19 protein-coding genes are annotated in these 22,429 nt (G+C 64.1%); 8 read left to right on the top strand and 11 right to left on the bottom strand.

The genetic code is table 11. The annotated features are described in order from the left end of the window. Positions 1 to 16: 16 nt before the first annotated feature. The 5 genes from P9254_RS03830 to P9254_RS03810 form a co-directional block, all read right to left on the bottom strand. Positions 17 to 1,459 (bottom strand): MFS transporter, encoded by a 1,443-nt coding sequence (locus P9254_RS03830; protein ID WP_278053682.1) that lies wholly within the window; start codon positions 1,457 to 1,459, stop codon positions 17 to 19. A gap of 197 nt (positions 1,460 to 1,656) precedes the next feature. Next, on the bottom strand, positions 1,657 to 2,244 hold the full coding sequence (gene soxG, locus P9254_RS03825; RefSeq protein WP_127239524.1) for a sarcosine oxidase subunit gamma family protein: 588 nt from the start codon (positions 2,242 to 2,244) through the stop codon (positions 1,657 to 1,659). A 22-nt stretch (positions 2,245 to 2,266) separates the two neighbouring features. Continuing rightward, a complete protein-coding gene (locus P9254_RS03820; RefSeq protein WP_127239516.1) occupies positions 2,267 to 5,260 on the bottom strand; it encodes a sarcosine oxidase subunit alpha in 2,994 nt (997 codons plus the stop codon). Beyond that, on the bottom strand, positions 5,257 to 5,550 hold the full coding sequence (locus P9254_RS03815; protein WP_067329272.1) for a sarcosine oxidase subunit delta: 294 nt from the start codon (positions 5,548 to 5,550) through the stop codon (positions 5,257 to 5,259). Before P9254_RS03815 ends, P9254_RS03820 begins: the two co-directional genes overlap by 4 nt. 12 nt (positions 5,551 to 5,562) lie before the next feature. Next, entirely contained in the window at positions 5,563 to 6,822 is a 1,260-nt protein-coding gene (locus P9254_RS03810) for a sarcosine oxidase subunit beta (protein WP_095780816.1), read from the bottom strand. A gap of 205 nt (positions 6,823 to 7,027) precedes the next feature. Between P9254_RS03810 and P9254_RS03805 the strand changes: the two genes are divergently transcribed. From P9254_RS03805 to P9254_RS03785, 5 genes are all read left to right on the top strand, one after another. Then, entirely contained in the window at positions 7,028 to 9,517 is a 2,490-nt protein-coding gene (locus tag P9254_RS03805; RefSeq protein WP_127243163.1) for a mechanosensitive ion channel family protein, read from the top strand. A 142-nt stretch (positions 9,518 to 9,659) separates the two neighbouring features. Further along, positions 9,660 to 9,923, top strand: a complete 264-nt coding sequence (locus P9254_RS03800; RefSeq protein WP_066999629.1) for a hypothetical protein — start codon at positions 9,660 to 9,662, stop codon at positions 9,921 to 9,923. Positions 9,924 to 10,244: 321 nt separating this feature from the next. Next, positions 10,245 to 12,806: a GcvT family protein gene (locus P9254_RS03795; RefSeq protein ID WP_278053683.1), complete on the top strand. Its 2,562-nt coding sequence runs from the start codon at positions 10,245 to 10,247 to the stop codon at positions 12,804 to 12,806. Positions 12,807 to 12,898: 92 nt separating this feature from the next. Further along, positions 12,899 to 13,747 (top strand): DUF1194 domain-containing protein, encoded by an 849-nt coding sequence (locus P9254_RS03790; RefSeq protein ID WP_095825683.1) that lies wholly within the window; start codon positions 12,899 to 12,901, stop codon positions 13,745 to 13,747. 114 nt (positions 13,748 to 13,861) lie between these two features. Continuing rightward, entirely contained in the window at positions 13,862 to 14,203 is a 342-nt protein-coding gene (locus P9254_RS03785; protein ID WP_067000849.1) for a peptidase inhibitor family I36 protein, read from the top strand. A 143-nt stretch (positions 14,204 to 14,346) separates the two neighbouring features. Here the strand turns inward: P9254_RS03785 and P9254_RS03780 are convergent, their stop codons facing one another. Then, complete coding sequence (locus P9254_RS03780; protein WP_348626470.1) at positions 14,347 to 15,285, bottom strand: GlxA family transcriptional regulator; 939 nt, start codon at positions 15,283 to 15,285, stop codon at positions 14,347 to 14,349. A 288-nt stretch (positions 15,286 to 15,573) separates the two neighbouring features. Here P9254_RS03780 and P9254_RS03775 point away from each other — a divergent pair, with 288 nt between their 5' ends. Further along, the gene (locus tag P9254_RS03775) at positions 15,574 to 15,840 is read left to right on the top strand and encodes a hypothetical protein (RefSeq protein ID WP_164747539.1); all 267 of its coding nucleotides are present in this window, start codon (positions 15,574 to 15,576) and stop codon (positions 15,838 to 15,840) included. Between the two features lie 254 nt (positions 15,841 to 16,094). Here the strand turns inward: P9254_RS03775 and P9254_RS03770 are convergent, their stop codons facing one another. Then, positions 16,095 to 16,280: a hypothetical protein gene (locus P9254_RS03770; protein WP_066999640.1), complete on the bottom strand. Its 186-nt coding sequence runs from the start codon at positions 16,278 to 16,280 to the stop codon at positions 16,095 to 16,097. 220 nt (positions 16,281 to 16,500) lie between these two features. Between P9254_RS03770 and P9254_RS03765 the strand changes: the two genes are divergently transcribed. Then, a complete protein-coding gene (locus P9254_RS03765; RefSeq protein ID WP_066999645.1) occupies positions 16,501 to 17,400 on the top strand; it encodes a LysR substrate-binding domain-containing protein in 900 nt (299 codons plus the stop codon). Between the two features lies 1 nt (position 17,401). Here P9254_RS03765 and P9254_RS03760 read toward each other — a convergent pair whose 3' ends face one another. The 3 genes from P9254_RS03760 to P9254_RS03750 form a co-directional block, all read right to left on the bottom strand. Continuing rightward, positions 17,402 to 18,361 carry an alpha/beta hydrolase gene (locus tag P9254_RS03760; RefSeq protein WP_278053684.1) on the bottom strand — a complete coding sequence of 320 codons (960 nt, stop codon included), beginning with the start codon at positions 18,359 to 18,361 and terminating at the stop codon, positions 17,402 to 17,404. A 231-nt stretch (positions 18,362 to 18,592) separates the two neighbouring features. Further along, on the bottom strand, positions 18,593 to 18,778 hold the full coding sequence (locus tag P9254_RS03755) for a hypothetical protein (RefSeq protein WP_067329623.1): 186 nt from the start codon (positions 18,776 to 18,778) through the stop codon (positions 18,593 to 18,595). 186 nt (positions 18,779 to 18,964) lie between these two features. Next, positions 18,965 to 21,034, bottom strand: a complete 2,070-nt coding sequence (locus P9254_RS03750) for an ASKHA domain-containing protein (protein ID WP_278053685.1) — start codon at positions 21,032 to 21,034, stop codon at positions 18,965 to 18,967. Positions 21,035 to 21,123: 89 nt separating this feature from the next. On the opposite strand from P9254_RS03750, the gene P9254_RS03745 reads away from it, so the two are divergent. Beyond that, on the top strand, positions 21,124 to 21,366 hold the full coding sequence (locus P9254_RS03745) for a hypothetical protein (protein WP_245299687.1): 243 nt from the start codon (positions 21,124 to 21,126) through the stop codon (positions 21,364 to 21,366). A 79-nt stretch (positions 21,367 to 21,445) separates the two neighbouring features. On the opposite strand, the gene P9254_RS03740 is transcribed toward P9254_RS03745, so the two are convergent. After that, a complete protein-coding gene (locus P9254_RS03740) occupies positions 21,446 to 22,423 on the bottom strand; it encodes a methyltetrahydrofolate cobalamin methyltransferase (RefSeq protein ID WP_095778498.1) in 978 nt (325 codons plus the stop codon). Positions 22,424 to 22,429 lie beyond the last annotated feature (6 nt).

Genomic DNA, 22,429 nt, shown 5'->3' with positions numbered 1-22,429 from the left:
ATCGCAGCCCGATAGGCTAATCCGTGCTGATATGCCCGCCATGGCCGCTGACATGGGCACCGTCCTGCGGGGTGAGCCTGAAATAGGCGAGCAGCGCGCAAAGCGTGATCAAGCCTTCGACAACGAACAGGAGCCGGTAGTCGTTGACGCTCGCCTGGCCACCGCCGGCGAGCAGCGAGAGCATCGCAGCGGCCAGACCGACGCTGATCGCCACCGCCAGCTGCCAAAGGATGTAGTACAGGGCGCTGAAGCGCGAGAGCTGCTCGGGCGCGATGTCCGAGTAGGCGAGGTTGCCGGTCGAGGCCCACTGCACCGAACGGAAAAGGCCGAAGGCGAAGATGTAGGCAAGCACGATCCAGGTAGGCGTGCTTTCCTGCATCAAGGCAAAACCGGCGACCAGCAGGGCGGCGATCGGCGTGTTGACGATCAGAACCCGCTTGAAGCCGAAGCGGTTCAAGATGCGCGGCATGAAGAAGCGCATCAGCAGCGAGCCGATCGCCGCGACGAAGGTCAGCGATCCGGCCTGCACCGCGCTCATGCCGAAGCCGAGCTGGAACATCAGCGGCAGCAGGAAGCCAACGGAGCTTAGCCCTATCGTGTCGAGCCCGCCGCCGGTCAGAAAGCTGATGCGGAAGGTGCGGATACGCAGCAGATTGAGGTCGAGCAAAGGGTTTCGGGCCCGCAGACAATAGAAGGCGGCGACGGTGAGGATGGCGATTGCCAGGCCAAGCTCGACGCCGATGATGCTGGCGGCGGCGTCCTTCGCGGCAAGCGAATCCATGCCGAAGACGAGCAGCGCCATGCCGCCGCCGACTAGCAGGAAGCCGGGAAAATCGAAGGGCGTGCGGACCGACTTGGTGGTCGTGGGGAACAGCGAGGCCGCGAGCAACGCGGCCGTCAGCGCGATCGGTATGTTGATGTAGAAGATCCACCGCCACGAGACGTAAGTGGTCAGCGCGCCACCGACGAGGGGCCCGACCAGCGGGCCGGACTGGCCGGCGAGCGAAATATACATGTTGATCCTGAGCGTGCGGTCGCGCGGAAAGCTCGACAGGATTACGACCTGGCCGAGGGTGCCCATCAGCGCACCGCCGAAGCCCTGCAGCGCGCGCGAGCCGACCAGCATCCAGATGTTTTCCGACAGGCCGCAGAGGGCCGAGGCGCTGGCGAAGACCAGCAGCGCAAAGCAATAGACGTTGCGCAGGCCGAAGCGGTCGGCCAGCCAGCCGCCGAGCGGCATCGTGACGATGAGGCTCGCGACATAGACGGTGATCAAAAGCCCGAGCTGGCTCGGCGGGCGGCCCAGGCTTTCGCCGATGCCGGGCAGCGCGGTCACAATGACATTCTGGTCGAGGCTGGTCATGAACACGCCGCAGGCGACGGTCGCCGGCAACAGCAGCGACGGGTCACCCGCCGGAGCAAAGCGGGTCGTGGCTGTCGCCGTAGTCTCTGCGGTCATGGAAGGATGTTGTCGAACCGGTTGGCTGAGGGCTCCGAGAGCCGCGTTCCTTATCTATCGTCTTCGCTGGCCCAAGGCTCAAGCGGCAGTTGTGGCAGTCGATAGTGCCACGCGCCGGCTGAACCAATCCCCGAGTGCTGCCTGCTCAGAGGCAAATTCGGCACGGAAAACCGCCGCGCAGTTTCCTGGAATTGCGCTTAGTGCACCTCGTAGCCGACTTCCTCGCTCGCGTGGCACAAGGACTTCCAAAAGGAGCGCGCGAAGGAGCGGAACACATAGATGTCGAATTGGTCGCCACCGGTGCGCTGGATCTGTGCAAAGACATCGTGGTGGTTGGTCGAGCGGCCGGCGCCGAGCGGGAAGGCCGGCAAGGCGAAGTCGATAGCGAAGAATTTCGCCATCACCCACTCCGCTTTCGGCCCGGCGATGCGAATCGCGGTGCGGCCATGCGAGAGATCGGTAATCGTGCCGATGGACGGCGTGATCAGGCCGGTGAACGCGGAAGCCAGGCCCTCGGCCTCGTCAACCACGGTGAATTTGCCCGGCGCGAATCCGAACGCGGCTTTCGCGCCGTTGACGACGCCGCCGCCGGCTCCATCCGGCAGGGCAAGGCCTGTCACCTTGTATATGCCGGACATCAGCCGCTTCTCCTCGCCCGGCCATGCTGCGAGCTGCAGGATCGAGCCCGGCCGCGTTTCGGACAGGATGACGTCAACGCCATGCTCGAAATTGCCGTGCGAGCCTGGATGATAGACCGGTTCAAGCGGCGACAGGCGCTCAGGCAATTGCCGCTCGGGAAGTTGTCGTTCAACCATGCATGCGGCTCCCGTCCGGATCGTAGAAATGGTTGGAGACGATCTCGACCGGCCCGAACCGGTTGCGCAGCGGATCGGAGACGAAGGCGCGCGTGCCGTGGCGCGCCTTGCCGCCTTTGACAAGCGCAAGCGCTATGTATTTGCCGAGCGCCGGCGAATAGCAGCAGGCGGTGATATGGCCGATCGAATCGTGCGGGTTCGCTTCGTCGAGTTCCTCGACGATATGTCCGCCACCGTTGAGCGCGCGGTTGTCGAGAGCGATCAAGCCGACAAGTTCCAGCCGGTCCGGGGCGATCAGGCCTTCGCGATCCATCATGGCGGAACCGATGAAGGGCTTCTTCTTCGACAGCATCCAGTCGAGATGCAGGTCGCGCGCCGTGGTGCGGCCGTCGATCTCCGCGCCGGTGACGTGGCCCTTCTCGATGCGCATGGTGCCAAGCGCCTCGAGCCCGTAGGCGACCAGGCCGAAAGGCTTGCCGGCCTCGATGAGAGCCTCCCAAACGCGCGTTCCATAGCCGGCGCCGGAATAGACCTCGAAAGCCATCTCGCCGGAGAAGGAGAGGCGGCAGATCATCACCGGCACGCCGGCGATCTCACCGTGCACAATGCCCATGAAGGGAAGCGCGGCGTTGTCGACGGCCGTGCCCTTCACGCAGGCAGCGAGGATCGCCCTGGCTTTCGGTCCGCCGATCGCGGCCCCCGCCCACTCGTCGGTGACGGAGGTGACGGTGACCTTCAGTTCCGGCCAGATCACGTCGAGGAAATACTCCAGATGCTGCATCACCTTGCCGGCATTGGCGGTGGTGGTGGTCATCAGGAAATCCTGTTCGCCAAGCCGCCATGTGGTGCCGTCGTCGAAGGCAAGCCCATCCTCGCGCAGCATCAGACCGTAGCGGGCCTTGCCGACCGCGAGGGTGGAAAACATGTTCGTGTAAACGCGGTCGAGGAATTCCGCCGCATCCGGGCCCTGAACGGCGATCTTCCCAAGCGTCGAGACATCGACGATGCCGGCGCTCTCACGCGTTGCCGCGGCCTCGCGGACATAGGCCTGCTCGACCGTCTCGCCGGCGAGACCGTAGATCATCGGGCGGTACCAGAGACCGGCCGCATACATGGTCGCGCCGTTGTCGATGTGCCAGTCGTGCATCGGCGTCAGCCGCTCGGGCTTCAGGTCGCCGAAGCGCTCGGCCGCCAGCGAGCCGATCGACACGGCCGTGTAGGGCGGCCGGAACCGCGTCGTACCGACTTCGGGGATCGGCTTGCCCAGCGCCTCGGCCATGATGGCGAGGCCCGGCACGTTGGAGTTTTTGCCCTGGTCGGTCGCCATGCCGAGCGTGGTGTAGCGCTTCAGATGCTCGACCGAGACGAAGCCCTCGCGGTGCGCGAGCCGCACATCCTCGGCGGTCACGTCGTGCTGGAAATCGACGAAGCTTTTGCCCTTGGCCTTGATCTCGAAGACCGGTGCCGGATCCGGTTCGCCGGGGACGGCCTCCACGACGAGTAGCGGAGCGGAGGACGCGCTTCCGCCGGCGGCCTGAAGGCCAGCCGCGCGGCCTTCGGCAATGGCTTCCGCGGTCGTGAAACTGCCGGTGAAGGCGCCGGCGCCGATCCAGCGCTGCGTCGGCTGCGGCGGCAGGAAGGCCTGCCTGGCAGGGTTCCATATGGCCCTGGCTCCAGCCTGGCTGGCGAGATGGATCGTCGGTGACCAGCCGCCCGACATCAACAGGCAGTCGGCATGGATGCTGCGCTCATCGCCGCTCAGCGCGCCGTTCATCAATTCGAAGCGCCGCACCTTGAGACCGGTGAGCGCCTTGCCGCCTTCGGTCGCAACCACGGCATGGCCGGCAAGCAGCTCTGCTTCGGCCTGGCTCGCCAGCCTGCTCATCTCGTTCGACACGTCGCTGCGGACATCGACGATGGCGACGACGGCGGCCCCGGCCTTCTTCAGTGCAACGGCGGAACGATAGGCGCTGTCATTGTTGGTGAACAGTGCGATGCGTTCACCGGGCAGCACGCCATATTCATTGGCGTAGCGTTCGGCCGCATGCGCCAGCATGACGCCCGGACGATCGTTGCCGGGGAATACCAGCGGACGCTCGAAGGAGCCGGTGGCGAGAACCACCGTTTTGGCGCGGATCGCCCAGTAGCGCTGGCGCGGCTCGCCCTTGGCCGGAACTTCCTTGTGGTCCGTCACCCGTTCGAGCGCGGCCAGCGTGTTGCCGTCGTAATAGCCCCACACCGTCGTGCGCGGCAGAAGGCGGACATTGTCATTGCCTTCGAGCTGGCCGACGATGCGCGCCGCCCAGTCGGCTGCCGACGCCCCGTCGATGGTTTCGCCCGACCAGTTGGCGGAGCCGCCGAACTTTGCTTCGAGCTCGGCCAGGATCACGCGGGCGCCCTGGTCGGCCGCGGCCTTCGCCGCCATCAGCCCGGCCGGGCCGGAACCGACGACCAGCACGTCGCAGAAGGCGTTCATGCGCTCGTAGCGCGAGGTATCGGGCGCGGTGCCGGCTCTGCCGAGGCCGGCGGCGCGGCGGATGAAATGCTCGCAGAACATCCAGAAGCGCGTGCCTTTCAACGGACCGATCACCGGTCCCATGAAGGTCTTGTAATAGAAGCCGGCCGACAGGAGCTTGCCGCCGAGCTGGTTGAGCGCGCCGATATCCCAGGCGAGCGAGGGGGAGCGGTTCTGGCTGACCGCGACCAGCCCGTCATAGATCTCGACCATGGTGACGGGAATGTTGGGCTCGCGCACCTCGCCGCGCAGCACCGTCACCAGAGCGTTCGGTTCCTCGACGCCGGCGGCGAGCAGGCCGCGCGGGCGATGGTATTTGAACGAACGGCCGAACAGCGTCACGCCATTGGCGAGCAGCGCCGAAGCGAGCGTGTCGCCGGCGTGTCCGGTATAGCGCGCGCCGTCGAAGGTGAAGCGGATGGTGCGCAGCCGGTCGATGCGGCCGCCGGTTTCTGTGCGGCGAGGGCTCACTGGTGGCCTCCCGCTTTGTGGCCCGCGGACTTGTGTCCGCCACGGGCAAAGGCAGTGCTCAAGATTTCATGGGTTAAGGTGTTTCGCACCACCCGCAGATGCGCGCGGCAGCCGCCGGAATGCTGCCAGATCTCATTGTGGTCGCCGGCCGGGTTCAGCCGGTCGTAGACATAGGCATTCCAGGCGTCGAGATCCTGCGAGGCAGGCTGCGGCCGCTCGCGGTTGCCGTCGCCCTGGTAGGTGAACTCAATGACATCGCGCGGGCCGCAATAGGGACAAGTGATCAGCATATGATTCGAAACCTAATGCAGCCGCGGCGTCGCGCCCTGGCCTTTGTCGTCGATGATGAGGCCGCGATAGAAACGGTCGAGCGTGAAGGGCGCGTTGAACTCGTGCGGCTCGTCCTTGGCGATGGTCCAGGCAAAGCACCATCCTGAGGCTGGCGTTGCCTTGAAGCCGCCATAACACCAGCCGCAATTGAGATACATGCCGGGCAGCGGGCCGGTGGTGATGATCGGCGAACCGTCCATCGTCATGTCACAAAGCCCGCCCCAGGAGCGCAGCATGCGCACCCGCGCCAGGCCCGGGAAGAGTGCCAGCATCTCGCTCATCACCTCGTCGACGACGGGCAGGCTGCCGCGCTGGGCATAGCTGTTGTAGCCGTCGAGGTCCCCGCCATAGACGAGGCCGCCCTTGTCGGATTGCGAGATGTAGAAGTGGCCCATGCCGAAGGTGAGAACGGTGCCGATGATCGGCTTCAGCGATTCCGAGACGAAGGCCTGCAGAACGTGGCTTTCGATCGGCATATGCGAAATGCCGGCAAGCTGCATGACTTGGCCAGTGCTGCCGGCCACCGCAAGCGCCACCTTCTTGGCGCGGATATCGCCGCGCGTCGTCGTCACACCGGTGATGCGGTCGCCGTCGCGCAGGAAGCCGGTGACCTCGCAATTCTCGATGATGTCGACGCCGCGCCGGTCGGCGCCGCGCGCATAGCCCCAGGCGACGGCGTCGTGGCGCGCGGTTCCGGCACGCGGCTGCATCAGCCCGCCAAGGATTGGAAATCGCGCCGAGCCCGAAACGTCCAGGGCCGGAACAAGGCGCTTGATCTCTTTGACGCTCATCAGTTCGGCGTCGACGCCGAGATGACGCATGGCATTGCCGCGCCTTGCGTAGTCGTCGAGCTGAGCCGGCGTGTGCGCGAGGTTCAGGCAGCCCCGCTGGGAGAACATGACGTTGTAGTTGAGGTCATGCGACAGGTTCTCCCACAGCTTCATCGAATGTTCGTAGAAGCGGGTGTTCTGCGGCAAAAGATAGTTGGAGCGCACCGCCGTGGTGTTGCGCCCGACATTGCCCGAGCCCAGCCAGCCTTTTTCCAGCACCGCGACATTGGTGATGCCGTGCTCCTTGGCGAGGTAATAGGCGGTCGAGAGCCCATGGCCGCCGCCACCGATGACGATCACATCATAGGACGCCTTGGGGTCCGGCTTGCGCCAGGCCGGTTTCCAGTCCTGGTTGCCGTTGAGCGCGTTCTTGAGCAGCGAAAAGGCTGAGTATTCCGCCATTCTTCCTGTCGTCCTTTTGGTGCGAGCCGGCAGACTATAGAGCAGGCGAGAAGCGCAAAGCCAAGATTGCGCCATCGCTTTTCGACAGGCCGACTTCGATCCGCGCCGAGGCCCGCGGATGGAGACGTCTTGCCGCCTGATAGGCCGGTCTTTATCAAGGGCAGGATTTTCGAAGATTTTTCGGCCGTGAGTCGCCCGTCACGTCATGATTTTCCGACTGCTCCGCCTGATCCTGATCGCCATTGTCGCCGTCGCGGCGCAGCCCTCGCCCGGCGCGATGGCGCAGGCGATCGGCCAGGGCTCCACGCAGCTCATCGCCGACCAGACCAAGGCCATCCAGGATCTGACGGCCAAGACCGACGGACTGGAGAAGAAGTTAAGCGCCCCAGACCAGGACGATGCCGGCCTTGTCGATATCCGCTTGCAGCTCGAGGATATTTCACGGGCAGCGCTGAACAGCGCGCTCGCGTTCCGATCGCGCCTCAACGACATCAATGCGCGCATCCAGGTATTGGGGCCGCCGCCGGCCCAGGGGCAGCCGCCGGAGCCGGCGATCGTCGCCAACGAGCGCGCGGCGCTTACGGCCGAGAAGGCCGAGATCAACGCCGTGGTCGCCGGCGCGCAGAACCTGTCCATCCGCATCAGCGGGCTGGTCGACAGGATCGCCACGCTACGCAGTCAGCTTTTCCGCAGCGTTCTGACGAAACGCTACGAGTTGAGCGATGCGCTGAGCCCGCAGGCCTTTTCCGACGCGCACGACCAGTTCACCGGCCTCTACAAGGCGGTGGCGTCCTGGCTCACCTTCGCATTGAAGTTCAAGTTCCAGGCGATGCTTGCGGCGACGCTGATGGCGCTGGCGCTGGCGGCCGTGCTGCTGATCGGGGGCAGGCGTCTCTTCGGCCGCATCTTCGAGGCCGATGCTTCGGTCGAAGAGCCGTCGTACCTGAGCCGGCTTTCGGTGGCGTTCTGGTCGACGCTGCTGCCGACCGTGGCGCTCGGCGCGTTCCTCGCCTCGACCGTGTTCTTCTTCAACTATTACAACGTCCTGCGCGGCGACATCGGCGAATTCCTCAACGCGCTGCTCTCGGTCGTCGCGGTGGCGTTCTGCGTCAACCGGCTGACCAATGCCGCCCTAGAGCCGCGGCTGCCGAACTGGCGGCTTATTCCAGTCGCAACCGGACCGGCGCGTTGGCTGGTGCGGCTGGCCACCGCCATGGCCGTGGTCCTCGGCTTCAACTACTTCCTGTCCGTCGTCAACGAGAAGATGGGCTCGCCGCTGTCGCTGACGATCGCCAGGAGCTTCGTTGCCACCGTCATCGTGGGCGTCATCCTGATCCTGATGGGTGTGCTGAAGCCTTTCAGGGCGAAGGACGGCTCGTGGCGTCCGTGGCCGGCTTGGCTTCGCTTCATTGCCATCGGGCTCGGCGTCTCCACAATCGCCGCGGCACTGCTCGGCTATATCGGTCTTGCGCTTTTCGTCTCTATTCAGGTCGTCGTCACCGGCACCACGCTGATCACCGCCTATATCGGCTTCCTGTCGGCGCGGGCGATCGGCGAGGAGGGCGGCTTCGCCGACACTTCGGTCGGGCGCTGGCTGTCAGCCAATTCCAGCTATGAGGACACCGCGCTCGACCAGCTCGGCCTGGTGGTCAGCATCGCCATCAACCTGATGATCGTGCTGGTGTTCCTGCCGCTGATCCTCTTGATGTGGGGCTTCCAGCCCGGCGATATCGAAACCTGGGCCTTTAAGCTCGCAACGGGCGTGACCATCGGGTCGGTGACCATCTCGGTGCTCGGCATCCTCACCGGCATCGTCGTTTTCGCCATCGGCTATTTTCTCACGCGTTGGTTCCAGGGTTGGCTCGACGGCTCGGTCATGGCGCGCGGCAAGGTCGACACCGGCGTGCGCAATTCGATCCGGCTGGCGGTTGGCTATGCCGGCGTCGCGCTTGCAGCGCTGGTCGGCATATCGGCGGCGGGCATCGATCTTTCCAATCTGGCGCTGGTCGCCGGCGCACTTTCGCTGGGTATCGGCTTCGGCTTGCAGAACGTCGTCTCGAACTTCGTCTCCGGGCTGATCCTGCTTGCCGAGCGACCGTTCAAGGTCGGGGACTGGATCGTCGCCGGCGACATCAGCGGCACGGTCAGAAAGATAAGCGTGCGCGCCACCGAGATCGAGACGTTCCAGCGCCAGTCGGTGATCCTGCCGAACTCGAACCTCATCAACAATGCGGTCGGCAACTGGACGCACCGCAACAAGCTTGGCCGCGTCGACATCAAGGTGGGCGTCGCCTATGGCAGCGACGTCAAGCGCGTCCACGCCGTCCTGCTCGGTATTTGCCGCGCCCATCCGATGGTGCTCAAGAACCCCGAGCCCTTTGTGCTGTTTGCCAATTTCGGCCCGGCTGCACTGGAATTCGAGATCCGCGTGTTCGTCGCCGACGTGTTGAACGGCAGCATCGTCCAGAACGACATCCGTTTCGCGATCTTCGACATCTTCGAAGACGAGCACATCGAGATCCCGTCGGCGCCCCGCGCCGTGGTCGAGAGCAAGAAGCGTGAGTCATGGCCGATCGACGACGACAAGATCGAGGCCGAATTCGCCGAACGCGAGCGGCTGGAAGCGGAGGCCGCGGCCGAGCAGGCGCGTCTGGCTAAAACCAAGAGAAGAGGCCGCAAGCCCGACCCCGACTAGCTTTGGCGGCCGCCGAAGCCGATTGTGGCATGAATGCGGCATTCAGTTGCGGTTCACGTTACATCTCATATAAGCTCTCACGCCAAGGGCGAGAATGCCTTGCGAAATTGAACAGAGGCGGTGTGGAAACACCGGAATTGCAATGTGGAAGTCTGTCGTTGCCGCCGTCGCTTTCCTGGCCCTTAGCGGTTCGGCTTTTGCCGCCAGCGCGGTCAACAAGGACGCCCAGACGCGGACGTTGATCGTGACCGAAGGCGGCGGCAAGACCGAGCTGGCGCTGGCCGCCGGCGAGACGGTGGAGTTCTGCCCGAATGGCTGCTTCGTCACTCTGCCCAATGGTGATCTCGAAGCGCTGACCGGTTCGGAAACGGTCGAGATCTCCGGCGGCGTCGCGCGGATCAAGTAAGAACTCCTTGAATATGATCGGCAAGGCCGGGCGTTTGTCCGGCCTTTTATCGTTCCGGTAGCCGCTGCTTAACGATAACGCCGGAAGTGTTCCCGTCGTGGTTAAGCTCAAGACTGCCAGCTGCCAGGTCGGCTTCCAGGCCGAGGACTTCGGGGTTTTCGCCTGAGCGAAATCGCATGTGGAGCCGAGCCGGCGCGGCGGGTCGCGCGGCATCCGCGATGTGTCGCAAACAGGCGGTAGCTCAATCTGCGTCCTCTGCATATTCTGGCGCAATTCGAACGGGCGCCGGCGCGCCCGCTTTAGCACTTTGGAGTCGCGGGCATGGCAGAGTTTCCGAAAAAGGCGAAGGTCGTCATCGTCGGTCTTGGCGGTATTGTCGGCGCGTCGGTCGCCCATCACCTGATCGAGCGCGGTTGGGACGACATCGTGGGCATCGACAAGTCGGGCATCCCGACCGATGTCGGCTCGACCGCGCATGCCTCGGACTTCTGCTACACGACCAGCCACGATTTTCTCTCCTGCTGGACGACGCTCTATTCCATCGATTTCTACGAGAAGATAGGGCATTACGCGCGCATCGGCGGCCTCGAAGTCGCGCGCGTCGGCGACGATGGCCGCATGGACGAGATCAAGCGCAAGATTGCTTCCGCCAAGGCATTCGGCACCCGCGCGCGCCTGATCGAGCCGGCCGAGATCAAGCAGAAGTTCCCGCTGATCGAGGAGCATCTTGTGCAGGGCGGGTTGTGGGACCCCGACGCCGGTCTCGTCATCCCGCGCTCGCAGACGGTGGCCGGCAAGCTCGTCGACCAGGGTGTCGCTTCCGGCAAACTCCGGGCTTTCGCCAACACCTCGGCCAAGGACCTGATCGTCGAGAACGGCCGCATCAAGGGCGTCGTGACCGAGCGCGGCACGATCGAAGCCGATTATGTGATCGTCTGCACCGGCATTTGGGGCCGGCTGACCGCGGCACTGGTCGGCGAAGACCTGCCGGTCATGCCGATCGACCACCCGCTGACCTTCTTCGGCCCGTATAACGAGTTCGCCGGCACCGGCAAGGAGATCGGCTGGCCGCTGCTGCGCGACCAGGGCAACTCGGCCTATATGCGCGACACCGGGGATCCCAAGACCGCGGAGGGCGGGCAGATCGAATGGGGCTATTACGAGGAGACCAATCCGCGCCTTTGCCATCCGCGCGACCTGCTGGAAAAAGACCAGGCGCGGCTCTCGCCCTCGCAGCGCGACCTCGACATGGAGCAGATCATGGCGCCGCTGGAGCGCGCCATGGAACTGACGCCGATCCTCGGCGAGCTCGGCTACAATGAAGGCCATTCCTTCAACGGGCTGCTGCAGGTGACGACCGATGGCGGGCCTTCGATGGGCGAAAGCCAGAAGGTCAGGGGCCTCTGGTACGCCGTCGCCATCTGGGTCAAGGACGGCCCGGGTATGGGCAAGCTGATCGCCGACTGGATGACCGACGGCCGCACCGCGATCGATCATCACGCCATCGACTATGCGCGCTTCTACCCGCACCAGACGAAAGAAGAGTTCATCTGGGATCGCTGCACCGAGACGGCGATGAAGGTCTACAATCCGGCGGTGCATCCGCGCGAGCCGTTCTCCAAGGGCCGCAACATCCGCCGCTCGCCGTTCTGGGAGCGCGAGAAGGAACTCGGCGGCTACTTCATGGAGCTGGGCGGCTGGGAGCGCGCCCATGGCTATGCCGCCAACGAGCATCTCCTGGAAAAATACGCCAACCGCGTCCCGGTGCGCGAGAATGAGTGGGACAACCGCCATTTCTGGCGCGTCTCCAATGCCGAGCATCTGGCGATGAGCGAGGATTGCGGCATCGTCAACCTCTCGCATTTTTCGATGTACGACGTGGAAGGGCCGGACCATGTCGCGCTGCTGGAATGGCTGTGCGCGGCCAAGATCGGCGGCGACAACAATATTGGCAAGGGCATCTACACCCACTTCCTCGACGAGGAAGGCATGGTGCGCGCCGACTTCACCGTGATCCGCATGGCCGATCGCTGCCGCGTGATCGACGGCGCCGACGCCGGGCCGCGCGACTTCCGCTACATGCAGCGCACCGCGCAGGACAAAGGTTTCGATGTCACTGTCACCGACGTCACCGAAAAATACGTCACCATCGGCATCTGGGGGCCGAATGCGCGCACGACCCTGCAGAAGGTGGTCGAGGACCCGAACGGGCTGACGCCGGAGAATTTCCCGTTCGCGGCGATCAAGCCGATCAGGATCGGCGGCAAGGACGTCACCGCCTTCCGCATCTCCTATGTCGGCGAGCAGGGCTGGGAACTGCATATGCGCTATGAGGACGGGCTCGCCGTCTGGGACGCGCTGCGCTCGACCGGTGTCATGCCGTTCGGCGTCGAGACCTACGCCAACACGCGCCGCATGGAGAAGAGCCTGCGGCTGCAGAACGCCGACCTCTTGACCGAATACAATCTGCTCGAGGCAGATCTTGCCCGCCCGAAGGTCAAGGAGAACGACTTCTGCGGCAAGGCCAAGCACCTGGAATATCGCGCCCGCGAGCATCAGCCGGCTATGCTCTGCACGCTGGTGATGACCGAGAACACCGATTCCAAGGGCGTCGCGCGCTATCCGGTCGGCATCATGCCAGTGCAGGATCCCGCGACCGGCGAGACGCTGGTCGACGAGCTCGGCCGGCGCTCCTTCACCACGTCGGTCGCCTACGGCCCGACCATCGGCAAGAACATCGCGCTCGCCTATCTGCCCTGGGCCTGCTGCCAGGAAGGTCGCAAGCTGCAGGTGGAGTATTTCGGCGAGACCTATCCGGTCGAGGTGGCCGGCGTCGGCTACAAGCCGCTTTACGACCCGGAGAATCTCAAGCCGCGCAGCTAAGCGAGCGCGCGTTCGTCCGGATTGGTGGAAGGCCCGGTCGACGCCGGGCCTTTTTGCTTTGTTCATGCGCGATGATCGCTTACCGTTGCGTCATGTCCGCTTTGGGCCGAACAAGGCATTGGCTTTCCGGCGCCGCCGCGCTGGCGCTGCTCCTCGGCCCGCCCACGCGATCGAGTGCGATAGAGCCGGTAGATGTCGAGCTGGTGCTCGCAGTCGATGTTTCGCTCTCCATGTCGCCGGCCGAACTCGAGATCCAGCGCCGTGGCTATGCGGCGGCACTGACGGATGACAACGTGCTCAAGGCCATCGCCGACGGCGTCCACGGCAAGATCGCGGTCACCTATGTCGAGTGGGCCGGCACCAGATGGCAGCGGGTCGTCGTACCGTGGACAGCGATTGCCAATCGCGCCGACGCCGAACGGATCGTTGCGCAGATGAACGCACGTCCGCCGGACAGCGCGCGACGTACTTCGATCTCCGGCGCGCTGGCCTTCGGCAGCGACCTTTTCGCCGAAAGCGGCTTTCAGGGGACCAAGCGCGTCATCGACGTTTCGGGCGACGGACCCAACAACCAGGGCGCGCCGGTCGACATCACGCGCGACGAGGTGGTGAGGCAGGGCATCACCATCAATGGACTGCCGCTGATGACAAGGGGCGGGTACGGCGGCGCCTTCGACGTCGCCAATCTCGACCGCTACTACAGCGACTGCGTGATCGGCGGGCCGGGCGCCTTCATGATCCCGGTCAACGACTGGACGCAATTCCCTGAAGCGATCCGCCGCAAGCTGGTGCTCGAGCTCGCCGGCCCGGCCTCGCGGCAATGGGCGGCAGAAGAGGCGGCTCACCCGCCGGTCGTGCTTGCCGACGACAGGCCGGCCGCCGATTGCCTGGCCGGTGAGAAGATGTGGCGCAACCGCGGCTGGATGATGGATAGCCGGTGACGGTCGGCAAGCTCCGCCGGAGCGGGGTTCGGACTTGCTTCCTCGTGTAGCACAATGGCAAAATGTGATCGGGCCCGCGCCATCGCGCAACGCGATGAAATGAGGAAATATTGCATGAAACGTTTGGTCATCCTAGCGGCGCTTGCGTCGACAATATTTGCCGGAAGCGCCAGCGCCCAATTTTACGGCGAGGCCGCCTGCGTGCTGTTCGAGAATGCGAACTTCCGCGGGCGCTCGCTTGCAATGGGTCCTGACGACGCCGTCAATTTCCGGGGCGGCTTCTGGAACGACCGCGTTTCCTCGGTGCTGGTGCGGCGGGGCTGCACGCTTGTCGCCTATGAGAATGCAGGAAGGCGCGGCCGCTCGATCGAGCTCAATCGCAGGGTCCGCGATTTCGGAGGTTCCGGCTGGAACGACCGCATCTCGTCCGCGGAGTGCTATTGCGACCGATATTGAGGTCGTCAAACCGGCGAGCGGTCATAACGCCAGGCTGAAAACCAGCCCGGAATTCTCGGCGCTGAAGGCGCAGTTGACCGAAGACATCCGCATTGAGGCGATACGGACCGCGCAGCCGCCGTAGGTTTTCGTAGCCTTGTCGCTTAGGCGGCCAGCAACTGCTTGCGGTCGACGCGCTCCTGCTGCGGCGAGCGGGCATAGAGCTCGCGGTAGCATTTGGAGAAGTGCGAGGCCGAGACGAAACCGCAGGCGACAGCCACTTCCACCACGGGCAGCGACGACTGGATGAGCAAATGCCTGGCGCGGTCGAGCCGGATCTCGAGATAATAGCGGGCAGGCGAGCGGCCCATCTCGGTGCGGAAGAGGCGCTCGATCTGCCGGCGCGACAGATCGACATGGTCGGCGATCTCGATCAGCGACAGCGGCTCGGAGAGGTTCGCCTCCATCAATTCAATGATGGTCAGCACCTTGGAATTCTGCACACCGAGACGGGCGCGCAGCGGCAGGCGCTGGCGATCCGTCGGGCTGCGCACGCGGTCGGTCAGCACCTGCTCGCAGACGCGGTTGACGAGGCTTTCGTCAAAGTCGTCGCCGATCAGCTTCAGCATCATGTCCAGCGCCGCGGTGCCGCCTGCGCAGGTGTAGACATTCTGGTCGATCTCGAAGAGGTCGGCGAAGACATTGGCCTTGGGAAAGGCCTCCGAGAAGCCGGGCAGGTTTTCCCAATGGATGGCGCAGCGCTTGTTGGAGAGCAGGCCCGCGGCCGCCAGGATGTGCGCGCCGGTGCACAGGCCGCCCACGGCGACGCCGCGGTTGTATTCCTCGCGCAGCCAGGCGAAGGCCGACTTGTTATGATAGCGCTCGACATTCATGCCGCTGCAAACGATCGCCATGTTCGGGCGGTCCGGCCCGGCCATCTTCCTGCGCTCTTCCTCGAGCGAGGTATTGACGGCGCATTCGACGCCGTTCGACGCGCGCACGGGCTTGCCGTCGATACTGGCCAGGCGCCAGCTATAGGCCTCGTAGCCGAGCATCCGGTTGGCCGAGCGGAGCGGGTCGAGCGCCGTTGCGAAGGCGATCATGGTGAAGTCGGGGATGAGGAAGAACACAAACGATCTCTTGATCGGGTGCTTGACGGCATTCACGGGAAACCTCACGCGGCCATGACGCGAACAGAATGTCGCTAATAGCATAGCGACATCAGGAAAAATCATTCCTGTCAATCGGCTAGACGGCTAAGCGACGATTAAATTTGCGACACGGGTCGCAAACGGGCAATCGTCGATGGCGCGAGACTGAAGGTTGCTACTTCAGGTTCCAACGAATGCGCCGTCAGAAGAAAAACGCCGCCACGGCGGAGCCGGGCGACGTTGAATTTCACTCAGCGCGACGGCAACCAGGTGCCGTTCGAAACTGCTGTGTCAGGCAACGAAGCCGAGGCGAGCGGCAGCCATGGCGCCGGTCTGGCCGGGCATGGTCTTGGCAAGACGCTGACGCTCAAGAGCGGTCGTCAGGTTCATTTCGCGACGGGGGAACAGGCGGGCAAAGAGCTTCATCATCATCTCCATTTGGTTGCTCAGACGGGTCGCCTTCGCTTGATGGAGTGGGGCAGCTCGTTTTTGCTGGCGGTGATATAGGCCTGCTCCAGCCAAAACTAAATCGCAAAAACGAAGCGCTTGTTATGAAAAGCGACATCCCATGCGACTTTTTTGAGCTCTGCGCTCGAAATTTACTATTAGTTACAGCGCTTTAATTCGAAACGGACGTCGCTATGCGAGTGCTTCATATGCGTCATGCGACGGCCGCATGGCTGGAAAAGTCATTTGAGTACAAACAAAAGGGCCTGCCGGTCTGACACGCGGCAGGCCCTTAGCACGTGATGCACACTTATTTACTTGGCTCCGGCCCAGGTTCCCACGCCGTAGCGCAATCCAGTCTTGGCATCGGCGGCTTCCGGCCAGCCGATATCCTTCTGCAGTTCGATCGGCAGCGCATGGATTGCGCGTTCGGTCTGGTAGCGAGCGCGGGCGGCACTGAATTCGGTCGCGAGCCGACCGATAGACGACAGGATAGACATTTTATTTCTCCTCGATTCGGGCAGGGAGGCGCCCGGCAATTGGTTACGTCAGGTCTGTTTCAGCTTCATTTCATGTCGAGTGCAGGCCTGTATCATGGTCGTTCGATGGCTGCTTTTGGCAGCACCCTGCATCGATCGAGTTGACTATGCGCTCGAAGTGATGTTCAATCAAACGAAATGGAATGATCATTTGCATCAGAAAAATTGAAGGCAAGCTCCGATGAACGCCCCACTCAACCATCCTTTGCCGCTGCTCGATCTCGACGTGCTGCGCACCTTCGTGGCGATCGCCGAGACCGGCAGCTTCACCACCGCCGCCAATGCGGTGTTCCGCACCCCCTCGGCCGTCTCCATGCAGATCAAGAAGCTCGAAGACATTCTCGGCCGTTCCGTCTTCGCGCGCGACGCGCGCTCGGTGACGCTGACCACGGACGGCGAGATGCTTCTCGGCTATGCCCGGCGGCTTTTGTCGATCAACCGCGAAGTGGTGTCGAAGTTCATCATTCCCGACATTGTCGGTGTGGTCAGGCTTGGCTCTCCGGACGACTATGGCGAGCGCGTGCTGCCCCACGTGTTGAAGCGCTTCGCGCAATCGCATCCGTCGATCGCCGTCGACGTCACCATCGACCAGAGCGTCAATCTGCGCCGCCGCATGGACGACCGTGCGCTCGACATCACGTTGCTCACCAATTCCTACAAGACCAGCGCGGTCGGCGCCGAGGTGCTGCTAACCGAACCGATCGTCTGGGCCGGCGCCAAGGGCGGTTGCGCGCACCTGCGCGAACCGCTGCCGGTTTCGCTTTGGGAAGAAGGCTGCGCCTGGCGGGCCGGCGCCCTGGAAGCGCTCGGCCGGGAAGGTCGCAACTACCGCATCGCCTATATGAGCGCTCATACCGCCGGCCAGCGCGCCGCCATCATGGCCGACCTTGCCGTCGCGCCGCTGCCGAAGTCCTTCCTCGGTGACGAGATGGTTTCGCTAGGCGCCAAGGACGGCATGCCCGATATCGGCACCTACAATCTCGCCATGGTGGTGGCACCCGATGCCAGCGCGCCGGTGAAGGCGGTTGCCGACCACATCCGCGCGACCTTCGAACTGTTCCGGGAAACCGGCAAGTTCTGAGCTATTCGGCCGCCGGCGCAGGTCGCGCCGCATAAGTGGTTCGGCGCGATGCATGGGCTCGCTGCGGTACGATCTCGGCTGTGAGGAAGTCGACGATGCTGTCACGTGCGCGCCGCGCTTCAGGCATATCGATCAGCGGCCAGACATGGAACATGCCTTCCTCGTAGACGACATCGACCTCGACGCCTGCGGCGCGCGCCCTTTCGGCGAAGATCAGATTGTCGGGGCTGAGCAGGTCGCGCGAGCCGGTGAGCAGCAGCGTCTTCGGCAGCACCGAGAGATCGCCGTAGAGCGGGCTGATGTGCCAGTCGGAGCGGTCGATGCCGGCGCTGTAGAGCCGGATCGCCTCGAGCCCGCCGGGGATGCCCAGCCAGGGGTCGTTGCGTTCGGCTTCGAACACTTCCGGATTGGACAAGGACATATCGAGGCCGGGCGAGATCAGCACGTGGCGCGCCGGCGAGGGCAGGCCTTCCTCGGCGGCCATCATGGTGAGCACGACTGCCATGTTGCCGCCGGCGGAATCGCCCATGAAGACGATGTTCTCGGCATCGGTCTCTAGCAGCATGCGCCGGTAGACGTCGCCGACCATGCCGAACATGTCATGGAAATTGTACTCCGGCGCGATCGGATAGATCGGCACGGTGATGCCGAAGCCCAGCCGCTCCGCCATCTCGGCAATCAGCACCCAGTGATAGGACGTGATCTGAAAGACGAAGGCGCCGCCATGCAAATAGAGGATACGCCGGCGCTCGCCCGATTTCGGTGCGATCTCATAGACGGGGAAACCATCGACGCTGGTCTCGGCGATATCCAGCCGCGCCTTCAGAAGAGCCGGCGGATGATAGTCTTCGGTCTTGCGGGCGTAGGCGATCCAGCGCTGCAGATTCTCGGGACTGGAAAAGGCCTTCTTGCGGCTGTGCCTGAGAATGAACGAAACGACGTGGCTTTTCAAACTGGGCATACGGAACACGGATCGGTCGAGCCGACTAAGAGAAATTCCCCCTGCTATGCGAAGATTGTAGTTAGGTTGAAAATGTCAAGGTTCGCAGCGGGCACATCGGCGTGATGCGACGGCGGTCGCGTCAACGGCGCCCTGGCAGCAGCGCGGCGCGCAACTTGTTGTCGTCGATCGCCGAGGCCGCTTGCCGGCCTCGGCGCTTGCCGAGCAGCTTACATTTGTCGGCGAAGGTCATCAGCGGGCGGTTCCCAGGAGCAGCGCGTGCAGGGCTGCCTGCGGGTCGCTCGGCGGCGAAGCCGGCCAGCCGATATCCTTCTGCACATGCACGGGCAGGTCGTTGAGCGCGCGGATCGCCTTGCTCCGGGCATGAGCCTGCCTGATGGTCACGCCGAAGCGGCCGAGGTTATCGAACATCGACATAGTGGGTTCCTCCGGAAGGTCGCGCCGGCTCGAAGACATTTCGCGCCAGCCCTTCGCTGGCGGGCTAAATGCGCCCGGCATGTTTCCGGCGGATTTCACGAAAACAGCGTTCCGGTTTCCGGATAGATGGATCCGGAAACATTTGCATGCATACGAACTAAAGAGAGGCGTCGGGCGAAGGGGACCCTATTCGCGCCCACGCCGCGCCGCCCGTTCCTCGCGCGAGCGCCGGCGCGGGGTGGCGTCGCCTGCGGTGCCGTCCTCGCCGACCGTCTTGCGCGGCGGCAGCTTCACTGCGGCCGCGAGCTTCGGGAAAGGGTCGACCTTGTTCGGCAGGGCCATGGCGTAGACGAAGTGCTCCTGGAATTTTGGTTCCAGCGCGGTTTCGATCTTTTCGATCCTGCTCACCGTCTCCTCGATCTCACGGCGGTAGCCGCGATTGAGGAGCGCCATGCGCGCGCCGGCGCCGGCGGCGTTGCCGACGGCCGAGACCTTGTCGAGATCGCAATCGGGAATGAGCCCCAGCACCATGGCGTATTTCGGGTCGATGAAAGAACCGAAGGCACCGGCGAAATGGATGCGGTCGACATGGTCGGTGTGCTGCTTTTCCATCAACAGCTTGGTGCCGGCGTAGAGCGCCGCCTTGGCGAGCTGGATGGCGCGCACGTCGTTCTGGGTGATGGTGATCTTCGGCTCGCCGTCCTTCAGCACATAGGAGAAGGTGCGGCCGTTGGCGACGATGCGCGGCGAGCGCGCGCCAAGCGATCCGTCGACGACGCCGTCCTCGGAGATGATACCGGCGAGATACATCTCGGCCACCACTTCGATGATGCCGGAGCCGCAAATGCCGGTGACGCCGGTCGCCTGCACGCTTTCGGCAAAGCCCGGCTGATCCGACCAGAGCTCCGAACCGATGACCCGGTAGCGCGGCTCAAGCGTGTCGGGATCGATGCGCACGCGCTCGATGGCGCCGGGCGCCGCGCGCTGGCCGCCGGAAATCTCGGCGCCCTCGAAGGCCGGGCCGGTGGGAGAGGAGGCCGCAACGACGCGCGTGCTGTTGCCGAGCACGATCTCGGCATTGGTGCCAACGTCGACGATCAGCATCATCTCGTCCTGGCGGTGCGGACCCTCGGAGAGCGTGACCGCGGCTGCGTCGGCGCCGACATGGCCGGCGATACAAGGGAGCATATAAAGGCGCGCGCCCTGGTTCAGTTTCAAGCCGAGTTCGGAGGCCTTGATGCGCACGGCGCCGGAAATGGCGAGCGCGAACGGCGCGCCGCCGAGCTCGGTCGGATCGATGCCGAGAAACAGATGATGCATGATCGGATTGCCGACGAACACCGCGTCGAGGATGTCGTTGCGCTGGACATTGCCTTCCGCACAGACCTTGTCGACCAGTCCGGAAACGGCCTCGCGCACGGCGACCGTCATGCCCTCGCGGCCGTCCGGGTTCATCATCACGTAGGAGACGCGGCTCATCAGATCCTCGCCGAAGCGGATCTGCGGATTGGAGGTGCCGGAAGACGCGGCGACGCGGCCCGACAGCAGCGACACGAGATGCATGGCGATGGTCGTCGAGCCGATGTCGCAGGCGAGCCCGTAGGCCTCGTTCTTCAGGCCTGGCCACAGCGCGATGACGCGCGCGATGTCGCTGTCCGCATCCTTGTGGATGGCGGCGGTGGCGGTCCAATTGCCCTTGCGCAGAATGCCCTGCACTTGCGGCATGAGATAGAAGTCGAACTCGACGTTCTTGAAACCCCAGTCCTTCATCAAGGCGATCTTGAGTCGGTCGAGGTCGCCGAGCGGCTTGTGCATGTCGGGCTCTTCAATCTCGACATAGCACATGCGGATTGCCGTATCGCGAGCGATAACCCTGGTGTCGGCTGCCTTGCGGATGGTCTGGGCGTTGATGACCGTGTCCTGCGGCACGTCAATGACGAGGTCGCCGAGAATCTGCGCCGAGCAGGAGAGGCGGCGGCGCTCGGGCAGGCCGCGCACGCGCTCGTAGCGCTCTTCCTTGGCGCCCTTGGGCGAGATGTGGTCGTTGGCAGAGACGATCTTGTGCTTGGCGAAATTGCCTTCCTGCACCTCGATCTGGCAGCGCCCGCAAGTGGCGCGGCCGCCGCACACGCTCTCGACATAGACGCCGAGCTGGCGCGCGGCGTCCAGCACCGGCGTGCCAACGGGAAACCGCCCGCGCTTGCCTGACGGCATGAACAGCACAAGCGGATCGGTGATGTTGGGCGGGGGATTCATGCTGGCACGCGTCTCGATGGCAATTGCCGATACCGTTTAACGGATCGTTTTACTGTTGGGTGGAGTGTACGTTGGTCCAGGGGCCAAACATGTCGGATATTCTGCTGCCCGCCATCTTCACCGCTTTCACCATGGTGCGCGTGCTCAAAGGCCCATGGCTGCGCAATCCGCAATATCTGGCCTCCGGAATTCTCGGCGCGATCGTCGGAGCGCTCCTGCTCCACGCATTCTGGCCCGCCTACGACGATGATGTCATCGTCGGCGGCGGCACAGGCATCTTCGGATCCTGGGCTGGAATGGCCTTGTTCGACGCCATATTGGGCGTCGCCTGACCGCAAAGCAGACTTCTCCGACCGCATCGACGATGCGACCGGATCAGGGCTGTTTGCAATGCGGCTCACGATTGCGCGCTTACCCCCTGGCCATGCGGGCTTCACGACCGCCGCGGCGACGCCCGCCGGCAGCGGCGGCGCCATCGCCAGGGGCGGTGACCGCGACCGGAGCCGCGACCGCATGGCCGCCTTCGGCCGGCTTGTAGTCCTTGTAGGTGCGGATCCAGTTGGTGCAGTTCTCGTCGGTGCCGTTGAGCACGTTGGCGCCGCGCACGGCCTCCATCTCCTGCGGGCGGACCGGGTTCATGATGGCGCTCGTCATGCCGGCGCCGATCACCATCGGGATGAAGGCGGCGTTGATGCCGTGGCGATGCGGCAAGCCGAACGAGATGTTGGAAAGGCCGCACGTGGTGTTGACCTTGAGCTCCTCGCGCAGCCGGCGCAGCAATGCGAACACCTGGCGGCCGGCATCGCCCAGCGCGCCGATCGGCATCACCAGCGGATCGACGACGACGTCATGCGCGGGAATGCCGTGATCGGCGCAGCGCTCAACGATCTTCTTGGCGACCGCGAAGCGGACGTCCGGATCCATCGAGATGCCGGTCTCGTCATTTGAGATGGCGACGACCGGAACGTTGTATTTCTTGACCAGCGGCAGGATGGCTTCGAGCTTCTCTTCCTCGCCGGTGACGGAGTTGACCAGCGGGCGGCCCTTGGCGACCTTCAGCGCCGCCTCGATCGCGGCGGTCACCGAAGAGTCGATCGACAGCGGCAGATCGACCAGGTTCTGCACGATCTCCAGCGTCTGCACCAAAAGCGCCGGCTCGGTCGCATTGGGGTCGACGGCGGTGACGCCGGCATTGACGTCGAGCATGGTGGCGCCGCAGGCGGCCTGTTCCAGCGCATCCTTGATGACGGTCTCGAAGTTGCCGGCCACCATCTCGGCGGCCAGCTTCTTGCGGCCGGTCGGGTTGATGCGCTCGCCGATCACGCAGAAGGGCTGATCGAAGCCGATGACGATTTCTCGGGTCGCCGAGGCGACGATGGTGCGGGTCATGCAATC

This window comes from Mesorhizobium sp. WSM4983 (assembly GCF_029625765.1).
Taxonomy (GTDB): domain Bacteria; phylum Pseudomonadota; class Alphaproteobacteria; order Rhizobiales; family Rhizobiaceae; genus Mesorhizobium.
Note: the sequence above shows the minus strand (reverse complement) of the source record. Positions and strands in the feature narration are given on the sequence as shown.